At 45.3% G+C, this 22,438-nt stretch carries 16 protein-coding genes; 15 read left to right on the top strand and 1 reads right to left on the bottom strand.

The window, feature by feature from the left end:
• The first annotated feature begins 65 nt into the window (after positions 1–65).
• From ftsL to FTT86_RS04040, 6 genes are read left to right on the top strand one after another with little or no spacing between them, the layout of a single operon-like run.
• Entirely contained in the window at positions 66–332 is a 267-nt protein-coding gene (gene ftsL / locus FTT86_RS04065) for a cell division protein FtsL (RefSeq protein WP_370940785.1), read from the top strand.
• 15 nt (positions 333–347) lie between these two features.
• Positions 348–2,171 carry a penicillin-binding protein PBP3 gene (gene ftsI, locus FTT86_RS04060; protein WP_180037259.1) on the top strand — a complete coding sequence of 608 codons (1,824 nt, stop codon included), beginning with the start codon at positions 348–350 and terminating at the stop codon, positions 2,169–2,171.
• An 11-nt stretch (positions 2,172–2,182) separates the two neighbouring features.
• Positions 2,183–3,679 carry a UDP-N-acetylmuramoyl-L-alanyl-D-glutamate--2,6-diaminopimelate ligase gene (locus FTT86_RS04055; RefSeq protein ID WP_180180634.1) on the top strand — a complete coding sequence of 499 codons (1,497 nt, stop codon included), beginning with the start codon at positions 2,183–2,185 and terminating at the stop codon, positions 3,677–3,679.
• A gap of 9 nt (positions 3,680–3,688) precedes the next feature.
• Complete coding sequence (gene murF, locus FTT86_RS04050; protein ID WP_180180633.1) at positions 3,689–5,092, top strand: UDP-N-acetylmuramoyl-tripeptide--D-alanyl-D-alanine ligase; 1,404 nt, start codon at positions 3,689–3,691, stop codon at positions 5,090–5,092.
• Positions 5,093–6,211, top strand: a complete 1,119-nt coding sequence (gene mraY, locus FTT86_RS04045) for a phospho-N-acetylmuramoyl-pentapeptide-transferase (protein ID WP_180180632.1) — start codon at positions 5,093–5,095, stop codon at positions 6,209–6,211. It abuts the gene before it with no gap.
• Between the two features lie 54 nt (positions 6,212–6,265).
• On the top strand, positions 6,266–7,069 hold the full coding sequence (locus FTT86_RS04040; RefSeq protein ID WP_005248373.1) for a putative RNA methyltransferase: 804 nt from the start codon (positions 6,266–6,268) through the stop codon (positions 7,067–7,069).
• Between the two features lie 51 nt (positions 7,070–7,120).
• Here the strand turns inward: FTT86_RS04040 and ponA are convergent, their stop codons facing one another.
• Complete coding sequence (gene ponA / locus FTT86_RS04035) at positions 7,121–9,646, bottom strand: penicillin-binding protein PBP1a (RefSeq protein ID WP_034438383.1); 2,526 nt, start codon at positions 9,644–9,646, stop codon at positions 7,121–7,123.
• A 165-nt stretch (positions 9,647–9,811) separates the two neighbouring features.
• Here ponA and FTT86_RS04030 point away from each other — a divergent pair, with 165 nt between their 5' ends.
• The 9 genes from FTT86_RS04030 to gltB all read left to right on the top strand — a co-directional run bounded on the left by FTT86_RS04030 (position 9,812) and on the right by gltB (position 22,435).
• Positions 9,812–10,870: a pilus assembly protein PilM gene (locus tag FTT86_RS04030; RefSeq protein WP_004644949.1), complete on the top strand. Its 1,059-nt coding sequence runs from the start codon at positions 9,812–9,814 to the stop codon at positions 10,868–10,870.
• Positions 10,870–11,508 carry a PilN domain-containing protein gene (locus tag FTT86_RS04025; RefSeq protein WP_180180631.1) on the top strand — a complete coding sequence of 213 codons (639 nt, stop codon included), beginning with the start codon at positions 10,870–10,872 and terminating at the stop codon, positions 11,506–11,508. Before FTT86_RS04030 ends, FTT86_RS04025 begins: the two co-directional genes overlap by 1 nt.
• Positions 11,505–12,227 carry a type 4a pilus biogenesis protein PilO gene (locus FTT86_RS04020; RefSeq protein WP_004281143.1) on the top strand — a complete coding sequence of 241 codons (723 nt, stop codon included), beginning with the start codon at positions 11,505–11,507 and terminating at the stop codon, positions 12,225–12,227. Before FTT86_RS04025 ends, FTT86_RS04020 begins: the two co-directional genes overlap by 4 nt.
• Positions 12,227–12,754, top strand: coding sequence for a pilus assembly protein PilP (locus FTT86_RS04015; RefSeq protein WP_155861573.1), 528 nt, complete (start codon positions 12,227–12,229; stop codon positions 12,752–12,754). Before FTT86_RS04020 ends, FTT86_RS04015 begins: the two co-directional genes overlap by 1 nt.
• Positions 12,755–12,816: 62 nt before the next feature.
• On the top strand, positions 12,817–14,940 hold the full coding sequence (gene pilQ, locus FTT86_RS04010) for a type IV pilus secretin PilQ (RefSeq protein ID WP_373886108.1): 2,124 nt from the start codon (positions 12,817–12,819) through the stop codon (positions 14,938–14,940).
• A 36-nt stretch (positions 14,941–14,976) separates the two neighbouring features.
• Positions 14,977–15,513 (top strand): shikimate kinase AroK, encoded by a 537-nt coding sequence (gene aroK / locus FTT86_RS04005; protein ID WP_004644955.1) that lies wholly within the window; start codon positions 14,977–14,979, stop codon positions 15,511–15,513.
• Between the two features lie 28 nt (positions 15,514–15,541).
• Positions 15,542–16,621 carry a 3-dehydroquinate synthase gene (gene aroB, locus FTT86_RS04000; protein WP_180180629.1) on the top strand — a complete coding sequence of 360 codons (1,080 nt, stop codon included), beginning with the start codon at positions 15,542–15,544 and terminating at the stop codon, positions 16,619–16,621.
• 10 nt (positions 16,622–16,631) lie between these two features.
• Positions 16,632–17,510 carry a hypothetical protein gene (locus FTT86_RS03995; RefSeq protein WP_180180628.1) on the top strand — a complete coding sequence of 293 codons (879 nt, stop codon included), beginning with the start codon at positions 16,632–16,634 and terminating at the stop codon, positions 17,508–17,510.
• A 449-nt stretch (positions 17,511–17,959) separates the two neighbouring features.
• Positions 17,960–22,435, top strand: a complete 4,476-nt coding sequence (gene gltB / locus FTT86_RS03990) for a glutamate synthase large subunit (RefSeq protein ID WP_180180627.1) — start codon at positions 17,960–17,962, stop codon at positions 22,433–22,435.
• The last annotated feature ends 3 nt before the right edge of the window (positions 22,436–22,438 follow it).

Here is a 22,438-nt window from a genome sequence, read left to right as displayed (position 1 = left end):
TGAAAACGGAAGTGGTTGATAAAAAAACAGAAAAATTGTGGCTGAAAAAAGTTACAATCTATCTCATGCTGATATTGATGGTCTTCATCAGTGCAGTATTTGTGGTATTTCAGGTATTTGAATACCGTCAGGATAACAGAAAGCTGAGTACCTATCTGCGTGAAAGGGATGACCTGAATGCAGAGTGGGGGCGTTTGCTGATTGAGCAGCAAACTTTTGGCGCGACGGCACAGATCGGTACGCGTGCAGTGACACAGCTGCGTATGTATTCACCTCCGGTTTCACAAAGTGTCGTGATTTCCTTACCACAAACTTCAGATGAGAAAAAATAAGGCTAGCGTTCCGACATGGTAGACAAGAGAAAGAAGCAACCGGTACGTAAAAAACAATCGGTCACCGACAAAAATGCCTCAAATGTTTATATCAATCGTTTTTACATCATGTGGGCGGTGGTGCTGCTGTGTTTCGTGACACTGATTTGCCGTGCTTTCTATGTACAGATTATTAATAAAGATTTTTTGCAAAATAAAGCCAATGCCAATATTTTAAGAACCAATACCATCAAGGCGATGCGTGGCGTGATTTATGATCGTAATGGCATTCCATTGGCGATCAGTACTCCGATCATGAAAATTGTGATTGATCCACGTGATTATTTTGACAATAAAAAACTCTATGACGAGACCATGCTGGCGCTGGAAAAAGAACCGAATAGCCGTAAACTGAAACGTCAGTTACCGGATAAAAACCTGAATCTGGATGAGCTGGCGGATGCAGTCGGTATGGATCGGGCAGAATTGCGCAAAAAAATGCAAGAACGTCCGCGTTCACGTTATCTGATCCTGAAAAAAGAAGTTCCGCCACAACAGGCCGAACTGATCATGAAGCGTAATTTTCAGGGCGTATATACCGAGAAAAACTATAAGCGCTATTATCCGCAGCCACAGCCGAACTCTCAGATTATTGGCCTGACCAATAGTGAAGGCAGCGGCATTGAAGGTCTGGAAATGCAGCTGAATAGCCGTCTTTCCGGAAAGGATGGCGAGCAGCAGATCATTCGCGATAAAAAAGGCAACCGGGTCAAAGAACCTGAAGTGATTAAAGAAGTTGAACCGGGCGAAAACATCACCCTGAGTATTGACTCACGTCTGCAATATATTATGTACCGTGAGCTGACGGCTGCGGGTGTGGCCAATAATGCCCGTTCAGCGACTGCGATTGCAGTCGATGTGAAAACTGGGGAAATTCTGGCGCTGTCATCATGGCCATCCTATAACCCGAATGATAAAAACAGCCTGCTCAACAAGGATGCCATGCGTAACCGCGGTGCAGTCGATTCTTTCGAGCCGGGTTCGACCATGAAGCCGCTGACAGTCGCGATGGCCTTGGAAAGTGGTAAATATACGGCGAATTCAGTGGTGAATACCACACCGGGCAGTATGCGGGTCGGAAATCACACCATTCGCGATACGCATAATTATGGCCAATTAACGCTGGGTGGCATCATCCAGAAATCCTCTAACGTCGGTGTGGCCAAACTGGCCTTGTCGCTGCCTTATGAAACCTTGCCGACCTTCTATAAGCGTCTGGGTTTTGGGCAGCGTTCAGCGGTGAAATTTCCGGGTGAAAGTGCTGGTCTGATCCTGCCGCCGAGCAAATGGAATGTATCTGAAGTCGCGACTATGTCCTATGGTTATGGTCTGAACGCAACGGTGCTACAGCTGGCCGATGCCTATGCCATGCTGGCCAATAAAGGCGTGAAAATACCGTTAAGCCTGTACAAGCTGGAAGAACAGCCACAGGGTGAGCAGATGATTGATGCCAAGATTGCCGATCAGGTCTTGCTGATGATGGAAACTGCAACCTTGCCAGGTGGTACGGCGACTCGCGCTACCATCCCAGGTTATCGCGTAGCCGGTAAAACCGGTACTGCACATAAATTGCGTGCCGACCGTAAAGGTTATTCGACCAATGAATACCGTGCATTATTTGCCGGCGTGGCACCAGTCAGTGATCCACGGATCGCCATGGTGGTGGTGGTAGAAAATCCACAAGGCACCTACTATGGCGGTACGGTATCTGCACCGGTCTTTGCCCGTGTGATGCAGGAATCCTTGCGTCTGCTGAATGTCCCTCTGGACAAACCTTTAGAACCTCCCAAAGTCCAGTAAATAGGTGATCAATGTCTATTACATTTCAAGATCTCTACACCCCTCACGATGTCGCTGACTGGATGAAGCAATCCTTTCAGGGCTTCGAGCTGGATAGTCGTAAAGTTAAACCGGGACAAATTTTTATTGCCCTGACCAGCCTGTCACAGTCAGAAAAAACCGTGCAATTCGCCCAGAAAGCTTTAGAGCAGGGTGCATTGGCCGTGATTTCAGAAACTGAACTGGATGTATCTCCCAATTTGGTGGTGACAGATGTACGTCATCTAATGGGGCAATGGCAAAAGCAGTATTTACAAGCAACCCAACCCGTTACGGCTGCGCGTATTCTTGCAGTCACCGGCACCAATGGTAAAACCACGATTTCTCGCTTGGTGGCTGAATTCATCATGCTGCAAGGCAAAGCTTGTGCAGTGATGGGTACCACAGGTAATGGGATTTTGCCAAATCTGGAAGCATCGTCGCATACCACCCTGGATGCCTTGCAACTGCAAAATGCCTTGCATGGCTATGCACAGGCCGGTGCAGAATTTGCCTCGATTGAAGCCAGTTCGCATGGTCTGGAACAAGGCCGCTTGAATGGTTGTGATATCGAGATTGCGGGTTATAGCAATTTGAGTCGTGATCATCTGGATTATCACGGAACGCTGCAAGCTTATGCGGAAGCGAAATCGGATTTATTCCGGTTTGAATCTTTAAAAGTCGCTGTCATCAATATCGATGATGAGCATGCACAGATCATGCTGGATGCTGCGAAAAATAATCCGGCACAGCCTAAAATTTTGACTTATTCCACCAAGCAAAAAGCGGATTATCAGGTTCAGGATATTCAGTACAGCATTTCAGGTGCGACCTTTAAACTAAAAACTGCTTCTGCTGAATATATGGTTAACAGTCCATTGCTGGGCCATTTCAATATTGAAAATCTGGTCGCCAGTCTGATTATGGCGGAGCAGGCTGGATTTGACTTGGAAAGTTTGATGGCAACTGTACCACAGCTCAAAGGTGCACCGGGCCGGATGCAGGTGCTGCGTGATGGCGAGCGCCTGTTTGTGGTGGATTATGCCCATACCCCGGATGCCTTGACTCAGGTTCTGGTGACCTTGAAACGTCATGTTTCACAAAATCTCTGGGCTGTTTTCGGCTGTGGCGGTGATCGTGACCGTGGTAAACGTCCACTCATGACTCAGGCAGCATTGGAGGGTTCAGATATCGCGGTACTCACTTCTGATAACCCGCGGACCGAAGATCCGGCACAAATTTTTGCTGATATGAAAAATGATATCGACTTTTCCGGCAAAATTTATCATGAAATTCATGACCGTCGTGAAGCGATCAAGTTTGCGGTTAAACATGCACAGGTGGGTGATATTGTCGTGATTGCAGGGAAGGGGCACGAAAATTATCAGGAAATTGATGGCGTACGTCACTGGTTTGATGACGTGATCGAAGTGCAAGCTGCGATTGATGCCCAGTATTGCAACACAGATTCAGCCTATTCAGCGCATTAGGATTCAGATATGCATACCTCAACAACAAGTACTGCGGCGCTGGAGCCGTGGAGCATAGAACAATTACAGCAGGCCACCCAAGGCTATTGGCTGAATGATAAAAAGCCTGTAGACCAGATCAAGCGGATTTTGACTGATTCACGTGATGCAGAAGCAGGTGATGCTTTTCTTGCGCTGAAAGGCGAGCGTTTTGACGCGCATGACTTTATTGCGCAAGTCGCGGCTCAAGGTTGTGAAATTGCCATTGTCAGCCGTCCGGTGGATGCCGATATTTGCCAACTGGTGGTAGAAGATACTCGTCTGGCATTGGGACAGTTAGGTGCTTATCGCCGTCAGCAGAATCCTCAACTCAAAGTTATTGCCTTGACCGGCAGTAGTGGCAAGACCACGACTAAAGAAATGCTGGGAAGCATTCTGTCGCGTCTGGCACCGACCTTGGTTACGCGTGGTAATTTGAATAATGACCTTGGCGTGCCGGTAATGTTGCTGGAGCTACGTCCTGAACATCAATATGCAGTGATGGAACTCGGTGCAAGTCATCAGGGTGAAATTGATTACACCTCGAAAATGGTGCAGCCGCACGTGGCTGGGATCATTAATATTGGGACGGCACATTTAGGTGAATTTGGCGGTCGTGACGGAATTTGCCGTGCAAAATCCGAGATTTATGCACATATCTCTGAAACCTCAATTATTCCTGCTGCAGATGATTTTGCTGAAACCATTCATGCCGCAGTAACAACTGAAAAAAGCTTGAGTTTTGGTGCTGGTGGGGATGTGTATGCCAGCGACGTGGTATTGGATGCGCAATCATCAACCTTTACCCTGAATACAGCGCAAGGCTCGAAAACAGTTCAGTTGCCGTTTGCCGGTGAGCATAATGTCGAAAATGCGACCGCAGCAGCAGCTTTCGCCTTGGCGATCGGTATTGGTCTTGATGATATCGTAGCCGGTCTGGAACAGGCCGTGGGTGCGAAAGGTCGTCTGAACTTTATTCCGCACAAAGACTATTTATTTATTGACGACACCTACAATGCCAATCCGGGTTCGATGCGTGCAGCGGCTGAAGTTCTGGCGCAGCAGCAGGGCATTCGGGTGATGGTCACCGGCGATATAGGTGAACTCGGTTCATCTGCCGCAATCGAGCATTACAAGCTCGGTCGGGATCTGGTCTCGGTAAAAGGCATTAATTTTGTGGTGGCTGTAGGTGAATTTGCGCCTGCCGCACAAGAAGGTGCTCGTAGTACACAATATGGTAAAAAAATGCAGGCTTTCCTGAATCAGGAACAGGCCTTGTCATTTTTAATTGATTTGATTGAAACACATCAACCTCAGCCGATGTCATTCCTGTTTAAAGGGTCGCGTTTTACCCATATGGAAACATTGATGGCTGCATTGATGGAGAAACTCTAAATGCTGTTATGGCTCTTTGAACATTTGGCGGGCTTTGACAGCACGTTTCAGGTGGTTCGCTATTTAACTTTACGTGCTTTGCTCAGTGTCTTGACGGCGCTGACCATTGGTCTGGTGCTCGGTCCTATAATGATTCGCAAGCTTCAAGCACTCAAATATGGTCAGGCAGTCAGCTCATATGCTCCTGAAAACCATGCCAAGAAAATGGGTACACCGACCATGGGGGGGGTGCTGATCCTGCTTTCGATTGGTATCTCAACTCTACTCTGGGCAGATCTTTCCAATCCTTATGTCTGGATTGTGCTAAGTGTGATGGTAATTTTCGGTGCAGTAGGCTGGGCTGATGACTGGATTAAAATCCGTTATAAAGACAATGCGGGTTTGCCTGCGAAGAAAAAATTCTTCTGGACTTCAGTGGGTTCATTAGGTGCTGGTATTGCCTTGTATGTAATTGCGCAGCAACAGACCAATCCGGTGCATACCGCGAATATGCTGGATCTATTGATTCCATTTTTCAAAGATTTGACCATTCCACTGTCGGCTATTCCACTGGGTATTGGCTTCATTATTTTCACTTACTTTGTGATTAATGGTGCATCTAATGCTGTGAACCTGACCGATGGTCTGGATGGTCTGGCGATTATGCCAATCGTGCTGGTTGCTACGGGTCTGGGCGTATTTGCCTATCTGGCCGGTGATGTGCGCTTTGCCAATTATCTGCATATTCCTTATGTGAAATATTCGTCTGAGCTGGTGGTAGTCTGTGCTGCCATGATCGGAGCGGGTCTGGCTTTCCTTTGGTATAACGCTCATCCGGCTCAAGTATTTATGGGTGATGTGGGTGCTTTATCTCTCGGTGCAATGCTGGGTACGATTGCCGTCATGGTGCGTCAGGAAATCGTATTTGCGATTATGGCCGGTGTCTTTGTCGTGGAAGCGGTTTCAGTATTCCTGCAAATTGGTTCATTAAGAATGCGCAATAAACGTGTATTCCTGATGGCGCCGCTACATCATCATTATGAAAAGAAAGGCTGGCGTGAAACCCAGGTGGTGATCCGTTTCTGGATTATTACGATTATGCTGGTAGTTTTGGGTCTAATGACCTTAAAATTGCGCTAAGAAATGCATTGGAAAAAGTCGGCGCATGCCGGCTTTTTTGTTTTGGAGAAAATGATGAATTTACTCATGTGCCCAGTCTGTCGCCAGCAGTTGAGCTTAAATGAAAGAACATGGCGATGTGAGAATCATCATAGTTACGATGTCGCTAAACAAGGCTATGTGAACCTGCATGTGGTTCAGCACAAGCACAGCAAAAACCCGGGAGATACGTCTGAGTCTGTGCAGGCACGTCGCGCATTTCTCAGTGCAGGTCATTATGCGCCTTTGCAACAGGCTGTTGTAGAAAAGATTCGCGAGTTGCGGATTGAAAACCTTTTAGATATTGGCTGTGGCGAAGGCTACTATACCGATGCCATGCAGGCCGAAGTGCTGCAATGTGTGGGGGTCGATATTGCCAAAAATGCAGTTCAGGTGGCTGCCAAACTGAATAAAGATATTACTTGGGTCGTGGGAACCGGGGCAACCTTGCCAGTACTGAATGAATCAATTGATCTCTGCACCAGCTTGTTTAGTCCGATTCCCAAACAGGAAATCCTACGAGTCCTAAAACCAAAATCTTATTTGATGGTAGTGACGCCGGCACCACAACATTTATATGCCATGCGTGAGGCTTTATTTGAGGAAGTGAAACCACACGAGCCGCAGAAGTTTGTGGAGCAGTTGCAAGATGAGTTTAACTTGATTAGTGAGCAGGTGATTGACGCCCCAATGGTTTTACCACAGGCAGATTTAAAAAACCTGATTGCGATGACGCCATATGCTTATAAGGCCAAACCTGAACGTCGTTTAGCACTTGAACAGCAGGATCAGTTTGAATTACTGGCGCAATATCAGATTTACCTGTTTCAGAAAAAATAAAAAATGCATATAAAAAAGCCCTCAACTGAGGGCTTTTTTATATCAGTCAGATTACTGGAATTCTTCAATCAGATTTTCCAGAGAATCTACCCGGTTCGGCTGAAGAGGCTGTTCTTGAGGTGCAGAACCTTCATCATCTGGTAAACGAATCGGTTGATCTGGCAAATCTTCAAAGTCAGTTTCTGTGCGTTTCGGGACGACCACAGGTGCAGGACGGTAAAGCGCTGTCGCCAGAGGCGGAGAAGATGGATCATCCTGCTGCTCATCAGCCTGAATCGCCTTGTTGCGATTCACCGGTGCCTTGGCATTGCGGTCTAAACGTACCCATGCTTCCGGCTGGCCTTTTAATGCCTTGCCCATAAAATCGGTCCAGATCGGTAGAGCTGCGACACCACCATATTCACGGCGACCTAAGGTTGTCGGCTGGTCAAAACCAACCCAGGTCACGGTGACTAACTTGCCATTGAAGCCAGCAAACCATGCATCTTTGGCATCGTTCGTGGTACCGGTCTTCCCGCCGATATCACTACGACCAATTCTTAATGCCGCACGACCGGTACCATGCTGAATCACGTCACGCAAAATGTTGGCCATGTCATAGGCAGAGCTGGATTTTAAAATACGCTGTGCCTGACGATAATTACTATCTTCGGCAGAGACTTTAGGTGCAACCTGTTTTTGCTCTAAAGTTGTATTGTTGATTGTAATTGCTTCGTCATCTGCGGTAATGGTATCAGTGGTTTGCGTTGCTTCTTCTTTTGCGTTGATACATGAAATGCAGGCATATTCAGGCTTGGCTTCAAAGATGGTATTGCCATAAGCATCTTCAATACGAGTAATAAAGTGCGGCTGGATTCGGTAACCACCATTGGCAAAGGTGGCATAACCAGTCGCCATCTGAATCGGTAGGACCTGCGGGGTGCCTAAGGCAATGGTATAGTTACGTGGAATCTGACTGTCTTGTAAACCAAAATCCATAAATAACTGACGTGTACGTTCAATCCCAACGGCCTGTAATAAGCGCACTGAGACTGTATTTCGTGACAGATAAAGTGCACGACGTAGCGGAATCATGCCCAGATAACGGCCATCCGAGTTACGTGGCGTCCATTTGCCAATGGTAATGGGTGCATCATTGACCATGGTATGTGGCGTCATGCCACGTTCTAAAGCCAGTGCGTAAACAAAAGGCTTAATGGTAGAACCAGGTTGACGCCAGCCTTGGGTTGCACGGTTAAATTTCGACTGATAAAAATTATATCCCCCGACAATGGCTTCAATCGCACCATTATTTGGGTTGATGGCAATCAATTGTCCTTGCACATTGGGGATCTGCACCAATGACCAAGAGGTTTTATTTTCATTGGGTCTTAAACGAACAATATCTTTAACTTTGACAATCTCGGACGCTTTGCTCGGTGCACCACCTACACTGTTGACGTTACGAAAGCGACGCGCCCAGGACATACCTGACCAGGGAACAGTCACGCTGCTTCCATCCTGCATGAGTGCTTCAAAACTGGAATTACCCACCTGAGTTACTTGCGCAGGATAGGTGTTGGCATAGGCACGGAACTTATCGAGGGGTTGATCATGTGCTTCAGCACCACGCCAGCCATGTCGACGATCATAAGCCTCTAGGCCTTCTTGTACCGCTTGCTCCGCATAGGCCTGACGTTCACTATGGATGGTGGTATAGACTTTATAACCAGAATCTACCGCCTGTTCACCAAAGTTTTGTACCAGTTCAGAACGTACCATCTCACCGACATAAGGGAATTTGTTTCGGGTGCTCCGGTCAGGCATATCTAAATTTACCGGTTCAGCAATGGCTTGCTGATACTGGCTCTGATTTAAATAGCCCAGTTGCAGCATACGGCCCAGAATCCAGTTACGACGTTCCAGGGCGCGCTTGGGATTGGCGACCGGATTATATCGAGAAGGTGCTTTAGGCAGGCCAGAGATCATGGCCATTTGTGCAATTGAAAGCTCTTCTAAACTCTTATTATAGTAAATTTTAGCTGCTGCTGCGATGCCGTAAGCATTTTTCCCCAGGAAAATTTTATTGACATACAAGGTCAGAATTTCTTCTTTAGTTAAGTTTTGCTCAATTTTACGGGCCAGAAAAATTTCCGTCAGTTTGCGCTTCAGCGTCCGTTCAGGACTAAGGTAATAGTTTTTTGCCACTTGCATGGTAATGGTCGAACCGCCGGTCTGTACATCCGAGCCAGTCACCGTCTCACTGAGTGCGCGTCCCAAACTCTTAAAGCTGATGCCGCTATGCTCAAAAAAGCTGGAATCTTCCGCTGCGAGGAACGCATGAATAAATTCCTGCGGAATTTGTTCATATTTCACGGGAACTGAAAGCTTGCCACCATATTCGGCAATTAATTCATTATCTGAACTAAATACTTGTAAAGGCTTTAATAAAGGTGCCTTTTTAAGCGTGGACATTTCAGGCAAAGATGGGGCAATATAGAGATACATGCCATAGAAACCCATCGGAATTGAGATCAGTATAATGATAATGATCAAAAAAAATGGATGAACAAGGCCTGAACAAGATAGCTTTTTCATAACAAGTAAGTTTTAATAAGAGCTAATGGCGAACTAATTACCGGTCAGTATATCCTGTCGATATCCATATTGTTAGATGAGTTATTGTATCTATATAAAATTATAGACTGGACCAATTGGTAAGTTAGATTGAATTGGGGACAAAAAAATAATAGGAAGTATATTGTGCGCAGGTTATATCGTAAACCAAATAAGGGGTTAATAGGAGTCGATATTAGTTCGACTTCTGTTAAGGTTTTAGAACTTTCTGTAAAAAGTGGCCGTTACTGGGTAGAGAGCTATGCTTTGATCCCATTATCGGAAAACAGTGTTGTTGAAAAAAACATCTTAAACCCAGAAGCTGTCGCTGATGCCCTTGGGCGTGCAATTAATTTGGGTAATACCCAGTCGAATCAGGCCGCTTTTGCGATTCCAACTTCAATGGTCATCACCAAAATCATTGAGATGGATGCAGACATGTCGGATGATGAACGTGAAGTTCAGATTCGTGAAGATGCGGAACAATATATTCCTTTTCCACTCGATGAAGCGAGTCTGGACTTTGAAGTTCTGCCAGACCGCCTTTCCAATCCGAACCGGGTCAATGTGCTGCTGGTCGCGACACGGATCGAAAATGTCGAAGCACGTTCTGAAGTTTTAGAGATTAGCAGTCTAACGCCCAAGATTGCAGATGTAGAAAGTTTTGCGCTGGAAAATGCCTTTAAAGTATTTTCGGATACCTTACCGATGGGGGTCAATACGGTTGGTATCTTAGACATTGGTCATAGTATGACGACCTTGTCAGTGATGCAGAACAACAAGATTATTTATACCCGTGAGCAGGTGTTTGGCGGCAAGCAATTGACTCAGGAAATTCAGAATCGTTATGGATTATCCTTTGAGGAAGCTGGACGTGCTAAAAAAACCCGTGCCTTGCCGGATGATTATGATATTGAAGTCCTAGAACCCTTTCTGGATGCCGTGGTGCAACAGGCAGCCCGTTCATTGCAGTTCTTCTTTTCATCTTCTCAGTTTAATGAGATTGACCATATTTTACTGGCCGGCGGGAATGCTAATATTCCAGGTCTGGCAAAATTATTACAACAAAAACTCGGTTACCGTGTCACGATCGCGAATCCATTTTTGCAAATGGGCTTTTCTCCTCAAATTGATATTAAAAAAATTGAAAATGACGCGTCATCACTCATGGTTGCATGCGGTTTGGCATTAAGGAGTTTTGATTAATGGCAAGAATTAACTTACTTCCTTGGCGTGATGAGCTAAGAATTAAAAGAAATAATGAATTTGTGGCAATCTGCGTGGGGGCGCTTTTCTTGGGATTAGCGGCAGCGGGTTCAACCTGGTTTTATTATGATCACAAGCTTCAGGATCAGGAACAGGCCAATCAGCTGATTCAAAGTACCAACCAGAATCTGGATGTGCAGTTAAAGGCGCTTGAAGGTTTACAAGAACAGCGTAATGCAATTGTTGAACGGATGAAACTCATTCAGGGCCTACAAACCCAGCGTCCGATTGCAGTACATCTGATTGATGAAATTGTGCGGGTCACCCCAAGCAATATGTACATCACCAAATTCCAGCGTACCGGCGATAAATTTACCATTGAAGGTCGGGCTGAAAGTCCAAATACGGTAGCAGAACTGCTCCGTAATCTGGAAGCTTCATCTTGGTATCGGAATGCCTTTATGAATGCCTTCCTGGTGGCTGAAGAAGCAAAAGAAAAGGCACCGAGCTCGATTATTCCACGTGTGGAAGAATCTTATGGCAGTTTTACTGTAACTGTGGATCTGGATCAGATCGCTCAGCCAGTACTTAACGAAGAACAACAAGCAGTCGCTACAACTACGGGGGCATCATCATGAGTAATGAAGAATTCGATGAGTTCGGCCAAGATGTCGTCGCTGTACCCAAAAATAAAATGACTGTTGAAAAGTTTTTTCAGCAATTCAATACATTAGATCCAAATAACTATGGTAGCTGGCCTTTGTCGGTCAAAATTACCTGCTGGATTTTTATTGCGGCACTGGCATTTGCGGTGATTTACTTTGTCATGATCAGAAGCACGATTGAGTCAATTTCACAAGCCAGTGCTCAAGAACAAAACCTGCTGAATGAATTTCGCGAAAAAGAATCCAAATTACGCAATTTACAACAATATCAAATCCAGCTTCAGGAAATGGAAGCCCGTTTTAACCAGCAGTTAGAACAGTTGCCGAAAGAAACTGAAATTCCGGGTCTGGTTGAAGATATTAACCTGAGCGGTGTGAATTCAGGCCTGAAGTTTAAAAATATCCGTCTAGAGCCTGAAATTAAACAAGAGTTCTTTATTGAACAGCCAATTGCGATTGAAGCTACTGGGGATTATCACGCTTTTGGTTCCTTTGTGAGCAGTATTGCCGGCTTGTCACGTATTGTTACGCTGCATGATTTCACCATTACCGGTACTGAAAACAAAGAGAAAAAATCTGAAATTCCGGTCATTGATTATGTGGTGAAAGCCAAAACTTATCGTTATGTCGGTAATGCGGAAGGCGCTGCAGCGCAGCCTGCAGCTAACAGCACTACTCAGGGGGCGCAGTAATGAAGAACATTAAAATTACTTCGGCTTTAACGCTTGGGTTTTTATTATTGGGATGTGATTCACGCATTGATGCAGTCAATCAGGAAATGGCCAATATTCGTAATCAGCCGCCTTTACCGATTGAACCTGCGCCTGATTTTATGCCAGTTGAAACCTTCAACTATGCAGCACATCAGATCAAAAGTCCTTTTTTACCAAGTTCTTTGGCTGCTGAACTGAAAATTATGGCGGGGAAACGGGTTTATCCAAACCTATCACGTCAACTGCAACCGCTAGAAAGTTATCCGCTGGAAACTTTGACCATGAAAGGCAGCATGCGTAATCAGGCCGGGCAGATTCTGGCTTTAATCCAGACGCCTGATGGTGAAGTTGAGCGGATCCAGCATGGTAGCTATATGGGGCTTAATCATGGTCGTGTGGTTGGAATTACACCGACACAGATCGATTTGATTGAGATTATTCCAGATGGCCGTGAGGGATATGTGGAACGTCCGCGAAGTCTGGTTCTTATCGGGCCGGCGCCATAAGTTTTAAAGGAATAACAATGAATAAGAGTATTAAAGAATTTATTTTTGGGGATGTTAATACAATGAATCGTGTGTTTCGTCAGTTTTCCATGGGTGCTGTTGCGATTGCGGTGATGCAAGCGGCCAGTGCGCAGGTTTCAATGACCAATGTAGTACCCATGCAGCTTCCTGGACAAGGAACTGAGATTCGGGTGATGTTCAATGGTTTGCCACCACAACCACAAGCCTACCAATTAGAATCACCGTCACGTTTGATTCTGGACTTTGACAAGGCACAACAGAATTTAAAACAAAGCAGTATTCCGGTGGCAACACGTGAAGCCAGTTCGGTAGATGTCACTTCGGATGCTCAGCGGGCACGTCTGACGGTAAATTTGACCGAAGCTGGAGCCTTTACGACTCGCGTGGAAGGCAATACCTTTATTCTTAAAATTAACTCGGCAACTCCTGTAGTTATAGCTCAACCTGTACAGCAACAGTCAGCTCAGGGTATCAGTAATATTGGTTTCCAGCGCGGTGCGCAAGGTGAAGGTCAGGTGGTCATCGATCTGGCAGGAAATAATACTCCTGTTGATGTACAGCAGCAGGGTACCAAAGTCATAGTACGCACTTTAGGGAGCAAGATTCCTGCACATTTGACCCGTCGTCTGAATGTGAATGATTTTGCTACACCAGTTTCCAGTGTCGATGCCGTGAATCAAAATGGTTCTGGCGTGATCACGATTCAGTCTGCGGAAAGTTATGAATATATGGCTTATCAGACTGATAACAAGTTGACCATCAGTTTGAAACGTCCGGAAACCAAGAGCCCATTACGTCCTAAAACCGTTGCTTATTCGGGTAAGAAAATTTCTTTGGATTTCCAAGATATCGAAGTCCGTCGTGTTTTACAGCTCTTAGCCGATTTCACTGATATCAATATGGTGGCCGCAGATAGTGTACAAGGCAATATTACCTTGCGCTTAAAAGAAGTGCCGTGGGATCAAGCCCTGGATATTGTACTTAAAACCAAAAATCTGGATAAACGCCGTAATGGTAATGTGATCTGGATCGCACCAGTTACAGAACTGATTAAAGCGCAGGAGGAGGAGGCAAAAGCTTTAGCGCAAAGTGTGAAACTAGCACCAATTCAAACCGAGTATATCCAGCTGAGTTATGCCAAAGCGGTAGATATTGAAAAACTCATTACACAAAATAAATCTGCACAAAACTCAAATAATTCATCAAACAGTTCTTCTAACACTAGCAATAATGATGATAAAGAAAGTTTATTAAGTTCACGTGGTTCGGTTTCTATTGATGCACGAACCAATACCATTATTGTGAATGATACTCAGCCTTTTATTGACAAAATTCGTAATATGGTAGACTTGCTGGATGTACAGGTGAAGCAAGTGATGGTCGAAGCTCGTATTGTGCGAGCAACGACTGATTTTACTAAAGAAATGGGTGTGAAATGGGGGGTTCTATCTCAAGGGATTACGAACAATAACCATTTGCTTGTAGGTGGTAGTGATACAACTTTATGGGATTTAAAAACCCCTGAATTAGATGATGAACTTGGAGGCTGGAAGTATAATATTCAACGTCCAGATAATTTAAATGTTGATTTGGGTGTAACTAATCCTGCTGGTCGAATTGCGTTCGGTTTGATTAGCTTGTCAGATTTTATGCTGGATCTTGAGCTTTCTGCATTACAGGCAGATGGTTATGGAGAGGTTATTTCGACACCAAAAGTCCTTACAGGTGATAAACAAAAAGCTAAAGTAGCTTCTGGTCAACAAATTCCATATCGATCTACTGGAACCGATGGTCAAGCAACTACAGAATTTAAAGATGCATTACTAAGTTTAGAAGTTACGCCAAGTATTACCCCAGACGGTAAAATACATATGATCTTGGATGTGAATAGTGATTCAGCGGGTCAAGTCACTCCTGATGGAAATATTGCTATTAATAAAAATTATGTTAATACAAGCGCTTTAGTTAACAATGGCGAAACTGTAGTTCTGGGGGGGATCTTCGAGCAAGAAACTTCCAATCAACAAACTAAGGTACCTTTTTTGGGAGATATTCCTTATCTAGGCCGTTTATTCCGTAAAGATATAAAATCAGATAACAAACGTGAGTTGCTGATTTTCGTTACACCTCGAATTGTTAATGACAGTGTTTCAAGAAATCATTAATATATTTTGAATTTAACAAAACGAATAGGTGACTCCTTGCCAAGCAAAGAGTTTGAAACCCTACCAAATATTTATTTGGTAGGGCCGATGGGGGCCGGTAAAACAACAGTAGGACGACATCTCGCAGAATTGTTAGGACGCGAATTTCTAGACAGTGATCATGAAATTGAACGTAAAACAGGTGCGACTATTCCCTGGATTTTCGAAAAAGAAGGGGAGCAGGGTTTCCGTGACCGTGAAACTGCTGTGATTAATGACCTTACCTCACGTCCCCATCTGGTTTTAGCCACCGGTGGTGGTGCAATTACTCAGGTTTTAAACCGGGACTATCTGAAACAGCGCGGAATCGTTGTTTATCTCTATACGCCGGTTGAAATTCAACTGCAACGTACCTATCGCGATAAAAACCGTCCACTCCTTCAAGTCGAAAATCCGGAACAAAAGTTACGTGATTTATTGGCAGTCCGTGATCCCTTGTATCGAGAAGTGGCACATCATATTATTGAGACCAATCAGGGTGCTGCGCGTGATCTGGCGCAGCGGATTCTCAATCTTATTACTTCTAAAAACTAAGTTCATTGAATAAAGTGGTTAATCAAGCATGCAAACCTTATATGTAGAACTCGGAGAACGTCGTTACCCTATTTTTATCGGGAGCGATCTGGATCCACAGGCCTTATTGGCTCCCTATATTCAGGGTAAGCAAGTGATGATTGTAAGCAATACCACAGTTGCTCCACTTTATTTGCGGCGTTATCAAACTGCAATTGAGGCTCTGGACAAACGCGTTGCGACCTGTATTTTGCCTGATGGTGAAAAATACAAGGATAGCCAGCATCTAAACCTGATTTTTGATGCACTGCTTGAAGCCGGGTTTAACCGCGACTGTACTGTACTGGCATTAGGTGGTGGCGTCATTGGGGACATGGCCGGATTTGCCTCGGCTTGCTTCCAGCGCGGAGTTTATTTTATTCAGGTACCGACAACCTTGCTGTCGCAAGTAGATTCAAGTGTCGGTGGAAAAACCGGGATCAATCATCCACTGGGTAAAAACATGATTGGTGCTTTCCAGCAACCGCAAGTGGTACTGGCGGATATGTCGCAGCTTTCTACTTTGCCTGATCGAGAGCTTTCAGCAGGTCTGGCGGAAGTGATTAAATATGCCCTACTCGGTGATGAGTCATTTCTGGTCTGGCTGGAAGCGAATATGGAAAGTCTGATTGCTCGTGATGAGAAATTATTGGCTGAAGCTGTTTATCGTTCCTGTGCGCATAAGGCACGGATCGTAGCCAATGATGAGAAGGAGCAAGGGGAACGTGCTTTACTCAATTTAGGTCATACCTTTGGTCATGCGATTGAATCCTACATGGGGTATGGTGTCTGGCTACATGGCGAGGCTGTCGCCACCGGTATGGTGATGGCTGCGGATCTGTCACAGCGTATGGGCTGGATTTCTCAAGAAGATTTAGAACGTACAAAAAAAATCATTTCTCGTGCCAAACTTCCTGTGGTTTGTCCTAAAATCCCTCTGGATGATTTTCTGGCCTATATGGCCCATGACAAAAAAGTCTTAAATGGACAATTGCGTCTGGTGTTATTAAAGCAGTTAGGCGAAGCAGTGATTACCCGGGACTTTGATCTCGAGTTAATGAAACAGGCAATTTTAGCCAATCAGGCATAGGTTTAGTTTTATGGCAGCATTACATACTCCTTGGCAAAAGATTCAGCATTATTTCTGGCTGGTCTGTGGTGTATGCTGCCTATTTGCTGCCTTGGTCTTTTGGGCGGTGACTGATTCAGATGACATCGTCGAAATTGAAAAAAAGCCTGAAACTGAAGTTCAGTTGCAGATTCAACCAGAAAAAGTAGCCACAATGACCCATCTTGGTGCGCTTTTTCAGGAAGTGAAACCATTGGATCTAAATACGCGTACCGTCGTGAATGCCAGTCATGAGCCAGAATTTCGCGGTACCAAATTTGTCAATGAGGCGAAAAACCAGCATGCCATTGAATTATTTCATGTGACCAATGAAGCAATTTTAAAAAGTTTTCTTAAAAAACAGTCCGATCGTAAACCTTTTATTTATTTAAGAATCTCGAGTGAAAATCAGCCAGAACAATATGTATTGTTATATGGTCAATATAAGACGGCGGCGCAAGCCAATCAGGCACTCTCTACACTGAAGTTAAATTTACCGGCCTCAGTCAAGCCTGAAGTTGTAGCAATGCAGCAATATGTTAGTCTGGTCAATAATCTGGGTTCAGAGGAATTGGCTAGTAATCAAAAGCTTTACGAAATTCGTTTGAAAAATGTGCCTTTGCCGAAAGTAGATGAATCGGTACGACTTAGACAGCAGCAAACCCAAACTGAGTCCAAGCCGCGTAGCTCTGATGCTGCGACTACCAGTACCACAATTGTGCGCCGTGATTCATCGGGAAATGTAGTTGATGTGCAGAAATCTGAAAGTGCTGTAGAAGGTACACCTCAACCACAAAATAACAATAATCGACCTGCTCAGGGCAGTAATCCGCATCCTCAAAATAACGAGATTAGTGATCCATTTAATTAGTTCGGTCTAAAATAGCGCATCCAAAAAATTACAGAATTAAAAATGAGCGCTTTTGGTGCAAAAAATGCACATTAAAATTAACCCTTAGTGTGCTGTTCTGCGCTAAATCTTTGTCATCTGTATTGTTTTAATTTATGCGCTGTTTGTTGGCATGGAATTTGCTTTATTGGTGCATGAATTGAATTAATCTCCCTGTTTTAGCGCGAAAAATGATTCGATGACACCGTATGAATGTCATATTTATTCCAGATTTTTATGTTATTCATGAGCAGAATAAACTTTATTTGTTATGCATTTAGTCTAAAAAAGGACTAGTCTGAAGAAATAAAGAAAAATGCTTTTGCTCTACCAAGACGGTCTTCGAAAGTCCATTAGACGCCAGCGCAGAGAAAAATTTAGATTGTTTAATAGCCTGTTGAGGCTTCGTGAAAGAAGGGTACGCTATGCACATGCCATCGCCTAACAATGTAGCTCCCGCTCAAGGTTTATACCAACCGGATGAGTTTAAAGATAACTGTGGTTTCGGTTTGATCGCCCATATGCAGGGTGATGCTAGCCATGATCTCGTCAAGACCGCGATTCATAGTTTGAGTTGTATGACCCATCGTGGTGGTATTGCCGCGGATGGTAAGACGGGAGATGGTTGTGGTCTGCTCTTGGCAATGCCGAAAAAATTCTTCCGTGAAGAAGCAAAACGCTTAAGTGATACCACCTTAAGTGAAGTCTTTGCTGTAGGTTCAGTATTCCTGAATCTTGATCCTGCGCTTGCTACTCATGCCAAACAGGTTTTAAACAAAGAGATTGAAGCTGAAGGTTTAATTGTTTTGGCGTGGCGTGTGATTCCGACCAATGTAAATGCATTGGGTGAAATTGCCCTGCAATCAATGCCGGCATTTGAACAGATTATTGTTAATTGTCCAATGGGTGTAACTGAGGTTGAATTTAACCGTAAGTTATTCCTGGCACGCCGTCGTGCAGAACAGTTGCTGGTAAATGACACTTCATTCTATGTCACCACCTTATGTTCAACAGTCATCAGCTATAAAGGCCTGATGATGCCGGAAGCGATTGCTGATTTTTATACCGATCTGGCGGATCCGCGTCTGGAGTCACATATTGTGGTCTTCCATCAGCGCTTCTCGACCAATACCTTGCCACGCTGGCCTTTGGCACAACCGTTCCGTTACCTGGCACACAATGGTGAAATCAATACCATTACTGCGAATCGTAACTGGGCCATGGCGCGTGTACCAAAATTTGAAAATCCGTTATTACCGGGTTTAACTGAACTGAATCCAATTGTGAACCGTACCGGTTCAGATTCTTCAAGCCTGGATAACATGCTGGAGATTCTGGTTGGCGGTGGCATGGATCTGTTCCGTGCACTCCGTATGCTGGTTCCGCCTGCCTGGCAGAACGTGGAAACACTTGATGCTGATCTTCGTGCTTTCTATGAATTCAACTCAAAACATATGGAAGCTTGGGACGGTCCGGCTGGTCTGGTGATTCAGGATGGTCGTCATGCGATCTGTATGCTGGATCGCAACGGTCTGCGTCCTGCGCGTTGGGTGATTACCAAAAATGGCTATATCACGTTGGCGTCTGAAATTGGCGTATGGGGTTACCAACCTGAAGATGTGATTTCTAAAGGCCGTGTCGGCCCAGGCCAGATGCTGGTCATCGACACGCAGACTGGCAAGGTACTGGATACGCAAGATGTCAATAATCATCTGAAACGTATGCGTCCATACCGTGAATGGTTACGTGAAAATTCTGTGCGTTTGCAAGGCAGTCCAGAGCTGGAAGAATATTTATGTGATCAAGGCTTAAAAGGCAATGGCCTGAAAGCGGCACAAAAAATGTTCATGGTGACCTTTGAAGAGCGTGACCAGTTATTGCGTCCGATTGCTGAAAGCGGTCAGGAAGCTGTAGGTTCAATGGGTGATGATACCCCAATGGCAGTATTGTCTCGTCAGGTGCGCCATGTGTCGGATTATTTCCGCCAGCAGTTTGCACAGGTGACCAACCCGCCGATCGATCCGCTACGTGAATCGATTGTGATGTCACTGGAAACCTGTTTAGGTCGTGAACAAAACGTCTTTGAGCAAGGGCCTGAGCATGCAGACCGCTTGATCATTTCCAGTCCTGTACTTTCTAATTCGAAAATGCATCAGATCCGTACGCTGGGTCGTGCCGGTTATGAAATTGCAGATATCGACCTGAACTATGCTGAAACCGAAGGTCTGCAAGCGGCAATTGCGCGTATTTGTGAAGAGTCTGCGCAAGCCATTCGTGATGGTAAAACCTTACTGGTGCTTTCAGATAAGAAAATCCGTGAAGGTTACTTGCCTGCCAATGCCTTCATGATCACTGGTGCGGTGCATCATCACCTGATTAATACAGGTCTGCGTACCGATGCCAACCTGATCATTGAAACCGGTTTTGCCCGTGATCCACACCAATTTGCGGTACTCCTTGGCTTTGGTGCAACAGCCATCTACCCATATCTGGCTTATGACGTGATCAATGATCTGGTCGCCAAAGGCGAGTTATTGGGTGACCCAATCTATGCACAAAACAATTTCCGTAAGGGGATTGAGAAAGGTCTGCTGAAAGTTCTTTCGAAAATGGGTATTTCTACGGTTGCCTCTTACCGTGGTGGTCAGTTGTTTGAAGCAGTGGGTTTATCCAATGAAGTGGTGGACAAATGCTTCATCGGTGTACCAAGCCGTATTCAGGGTGCCACTTTTGTCGATCTTGAAAATGATCAGAAACAGTTGGCGGATATTGCCTGGAAAAACCGTAAGCCAATTGATCAGGGTGGTTTGCTGAAGTTTGTCTTTGGCAAGGAATATCATGCCTTTAACCCGGATGTAATAAACTCGCTGCATAAAGCCGTACGTTCTGGGAACTACGCAGACTTTAAAGAATATGCAGAACTGGTGAACAAGCGTCCAATTGCGACGATTCGTGACCTGTTCAAACTGAAAACAGATAATTCGATTCCAGTCGAACAAGTGGAATCGGTTGAAGAAATCCTGCCTCGCTTTGACTCTGCCGGCATGTCTTTGGGTGCATTGTCACCTGAAGCACATGAAGCGATTGCGATTGCCATGAACACGATTGGCGGTCGTTCAAACTCAGGTGAGGGTGGTGAAGATCCAGCGCGTTACGGCACCATCCGTAACTCGAAAATCAAACAAATTGCATCGGGCCGTTTTGGTGTGACGCCTGCTTATTTAACATCAGCAGAAGTCCTTCAGATTAAAGTCGCGCAAGGTGCAAAACCAGGTGAAGGTGGTCAGTTGCCGGGTGGTAAAGTAAATGGTCTCATTGCCCGTTTACGTTATTCTGTACCGGGCGTTACCCTCATTTCGCCACCTCCGCATCACGACATCTATTCAATTGAAGATTTATCACAGTTGATCTTTGATTTAAAACAGGTTAACCCACAGGCGATGGTGTCAGTTAAGCTGGTTTCTGAACCGGGTGTCGGTACGATTGCGGCAGGTGTAGCGAAAGCCTATGCCGATTTCATTACCATTTCTGGTTATGATGGCGGTACAGCGGCTTCTCCACTTTCTTCAATTCATCATGCAGGTTCACCGTGGGAACTGGGTCTTTCTGAGGCACATCAGGCTCTTCGTGTGAATGACCTGCGTGGTAAAGTTCGCGTACAGACAGACGGCGGTTTAAAAACCGGTCTGGATGTTGTCAAAGCAGCAATTCTGGGTGCTGAAAGCTTCGGCTTTGGTTCGACTCCGATGATCGCATTAGGTTGTAAATACCTGCGTATCTGCCACCTGAATAACTGTGCAACCGGTGTCGCAACTCAACAAGATCATTTACGTCAAGAGCATTATATTGGTGAGCCACAAATGCTGATCAACTTCTTCACCTTTATTGCTGAAGAAACCCGTGAATGGCTGGCAGCACTCGGTGTATCAAGTCTGAAAGACCTGATTGGCCGTACTGATCTGCTGGAAGTTTTGCCAGGTGAAACTGCAAAGCATGCACATCTTGATTTAAGCAAATTACTTGAGTCGCATCCTGCTGCGGAAGGTAAAGCGCAGTATTGTCAGGTTCAAGGTAATGCGCCATTTGATAAAGGCATTCTGGCTGAAAAAATGGTGGATGAGATTCTACCTGCCATCGAAGCAGGAACTGGTGGTGAATATAGCTTCACGATCGGTAACTGTGACCGTTCGATTGGTGCACGCCTGTCTGGTGAAATTGCGAAACGCTATGGCAACCTGAGCATGGAGGCCCATCCGGTGAAAGTTCACCTGAATGGTACTGCGGGTCAGTCGCTGGGTGTCTGGAATGCCGGTGGTCTGCATATCAGCCTGGAAGGCGATGCCAATGACTATGTCGGTAAAGGCATGGCTGGTGGTCGTATCTCGATTTTCCCGCCAAAAGGTTCACCATTCCAGACGCAAAATACCGCGATTATTGGTAATACCTGTTTGTACGGTGCGACTGGCGGTAAGCTATATGCAGCGGGTACAGCAGGCGAGCGTTTTGCAGTACGTAACTCGGGTGCATTTGCCGTGATTGAAGGTGCAGGTGATCACTGCTGTGAATATATGACCGGCGGTATTGTGACAGTGCTGGGTAAAGTCGGACATAACTTCGGTGCGGGTATGACTGGTGGTTTTGCTTATGTACTTGATCTGGATAATGACTTCGTTGATCATTATAACCACGAGCTGATTGAGCTGAACCGTATTTCCACCGAAGCGATGGAAGAGCATAAAGCCTTCCTGGGTCGTATTCTGGATGAACATATTAAAGAAACGGGTAGTGCTTGGGCGTACAAGATCCGCCATGAGTTTGACTTCTACAGCCGCAAGTTCTGGTTGGTAAAACCAAAAGCAGCCAACTTGCAAACGCTGTTGAAAACCACTCAAGCTGATCCACAATAATTC

The organism is Acinetobacter sp. YH01021, from assembly GCF_013420255.1.
Classification (GTDB): domain Bacteria; phylum Pseudomonadota; class Gammaproteobacteria; order Pseudomonadales; family Moraxellaceae; genus Acinetobacter.
Note: the sequence above shows the minus strand (reverse complement) of the source record. Positions and strands in the feature narration are given on the sequence as shown.

Excerpts from the sequence above, each read along its gene's own strand:
- ftsL (WP_370940785.1), top strand. The coding sequence starts at position 66 with ATGCTGATATTGATGGTCTTCATCAGTGCAGTATTTGTGGTATTTCAG.
- ftsI (WP_180037259.1), top strand. The coding sequence starts at position 348 with ATGGTAGACAAGAGAAAGAAGCAACCGGTACGTAAAAAACAATCGGTC.
- FTT86_RS04055 (WP_180180634.1), top strand. The coding sequence starts at position 2,183 with ATGTCTATTACATTTCAAGATCTCTACACCCCTCACGATGTCGCTGAC.
- murF (WP_180180633.1), top strand. The coding sequence starts at position 3,689 with ATGCATACCTCAACAACAAGTACTGCGGCGCTGGAGCCGTGGAGCATA.
- mraY (WP_180180632.1), top strand. The coding sequence starts at position 5,093 with ATGCTGTTATGGCTCTTTGAACATTTGGCGGGCTTTGACAGCACGTTT.
- FTT86_RS04040 (WP_005248373.1), top strand. The coding sequence starts at position 6,266 with ATGAATTTACTCATGTGCCCAGTCTGTCGCCAGCAGTTGAGCTTAAAT.
- ponA (WP_034438383.1), bottom strand. The coding sequence starts at position 9,646 with ATGAAAAAGCTATCTTGTTCAGGCCTTGTTCATCCATTTTTTTTGATC.
- FTT86_RS04025 (WP_180180631.1), top strand. The coding sequence starts at position 10,870 with ATGGCAAGAATTAACTTACTTCCTTGGCGTGATGAGCTAAGAATTAAA.
- FTT86_RS04020 (WP_004281143.1), top strand. The coding sequence starts at position 11,505 with ATGAGTAATGAAGAATTCGATGAGTTCGGCCAAGATGTCGTCGCTGTA.
- FTT86_RS04015 (WP_155861573.1), top strand. The coding sequence starts at position 12,227 with ATGAAGAACATTAAAATTACTTCGGCTTTAACGCTTGGGTTTTTATTA.
- pilQ (WP_373886108.1), top strand. The coding sequence starts at position 12,817 with ATGAATCGTGTGTTTCGTCAGTTTTCCATGGGTGCTGTTGCGATTGCG.
- aroB (WP_180180629.1), top strand. The coding sequence starts at position 15,542 with ATGCAAACCTTATATGTAGAACTCGGAGAACGTCGTTACCCTATTTTT.
- FTT86_RS03995 (WP_180180628.1), top strand. The coding sequence starts at position 16,632 with ATGGCAGCATTACATACTCCTTGGCAAAAGATTCAGCATTATTTCTGG.
- gltB (WP_180180627.1), top strand. The coding sequence starts at position 17,960 with ATGCCATCGCCTAACAATGTAGCTCCCGCTCAAGGTTTATACCAACCG.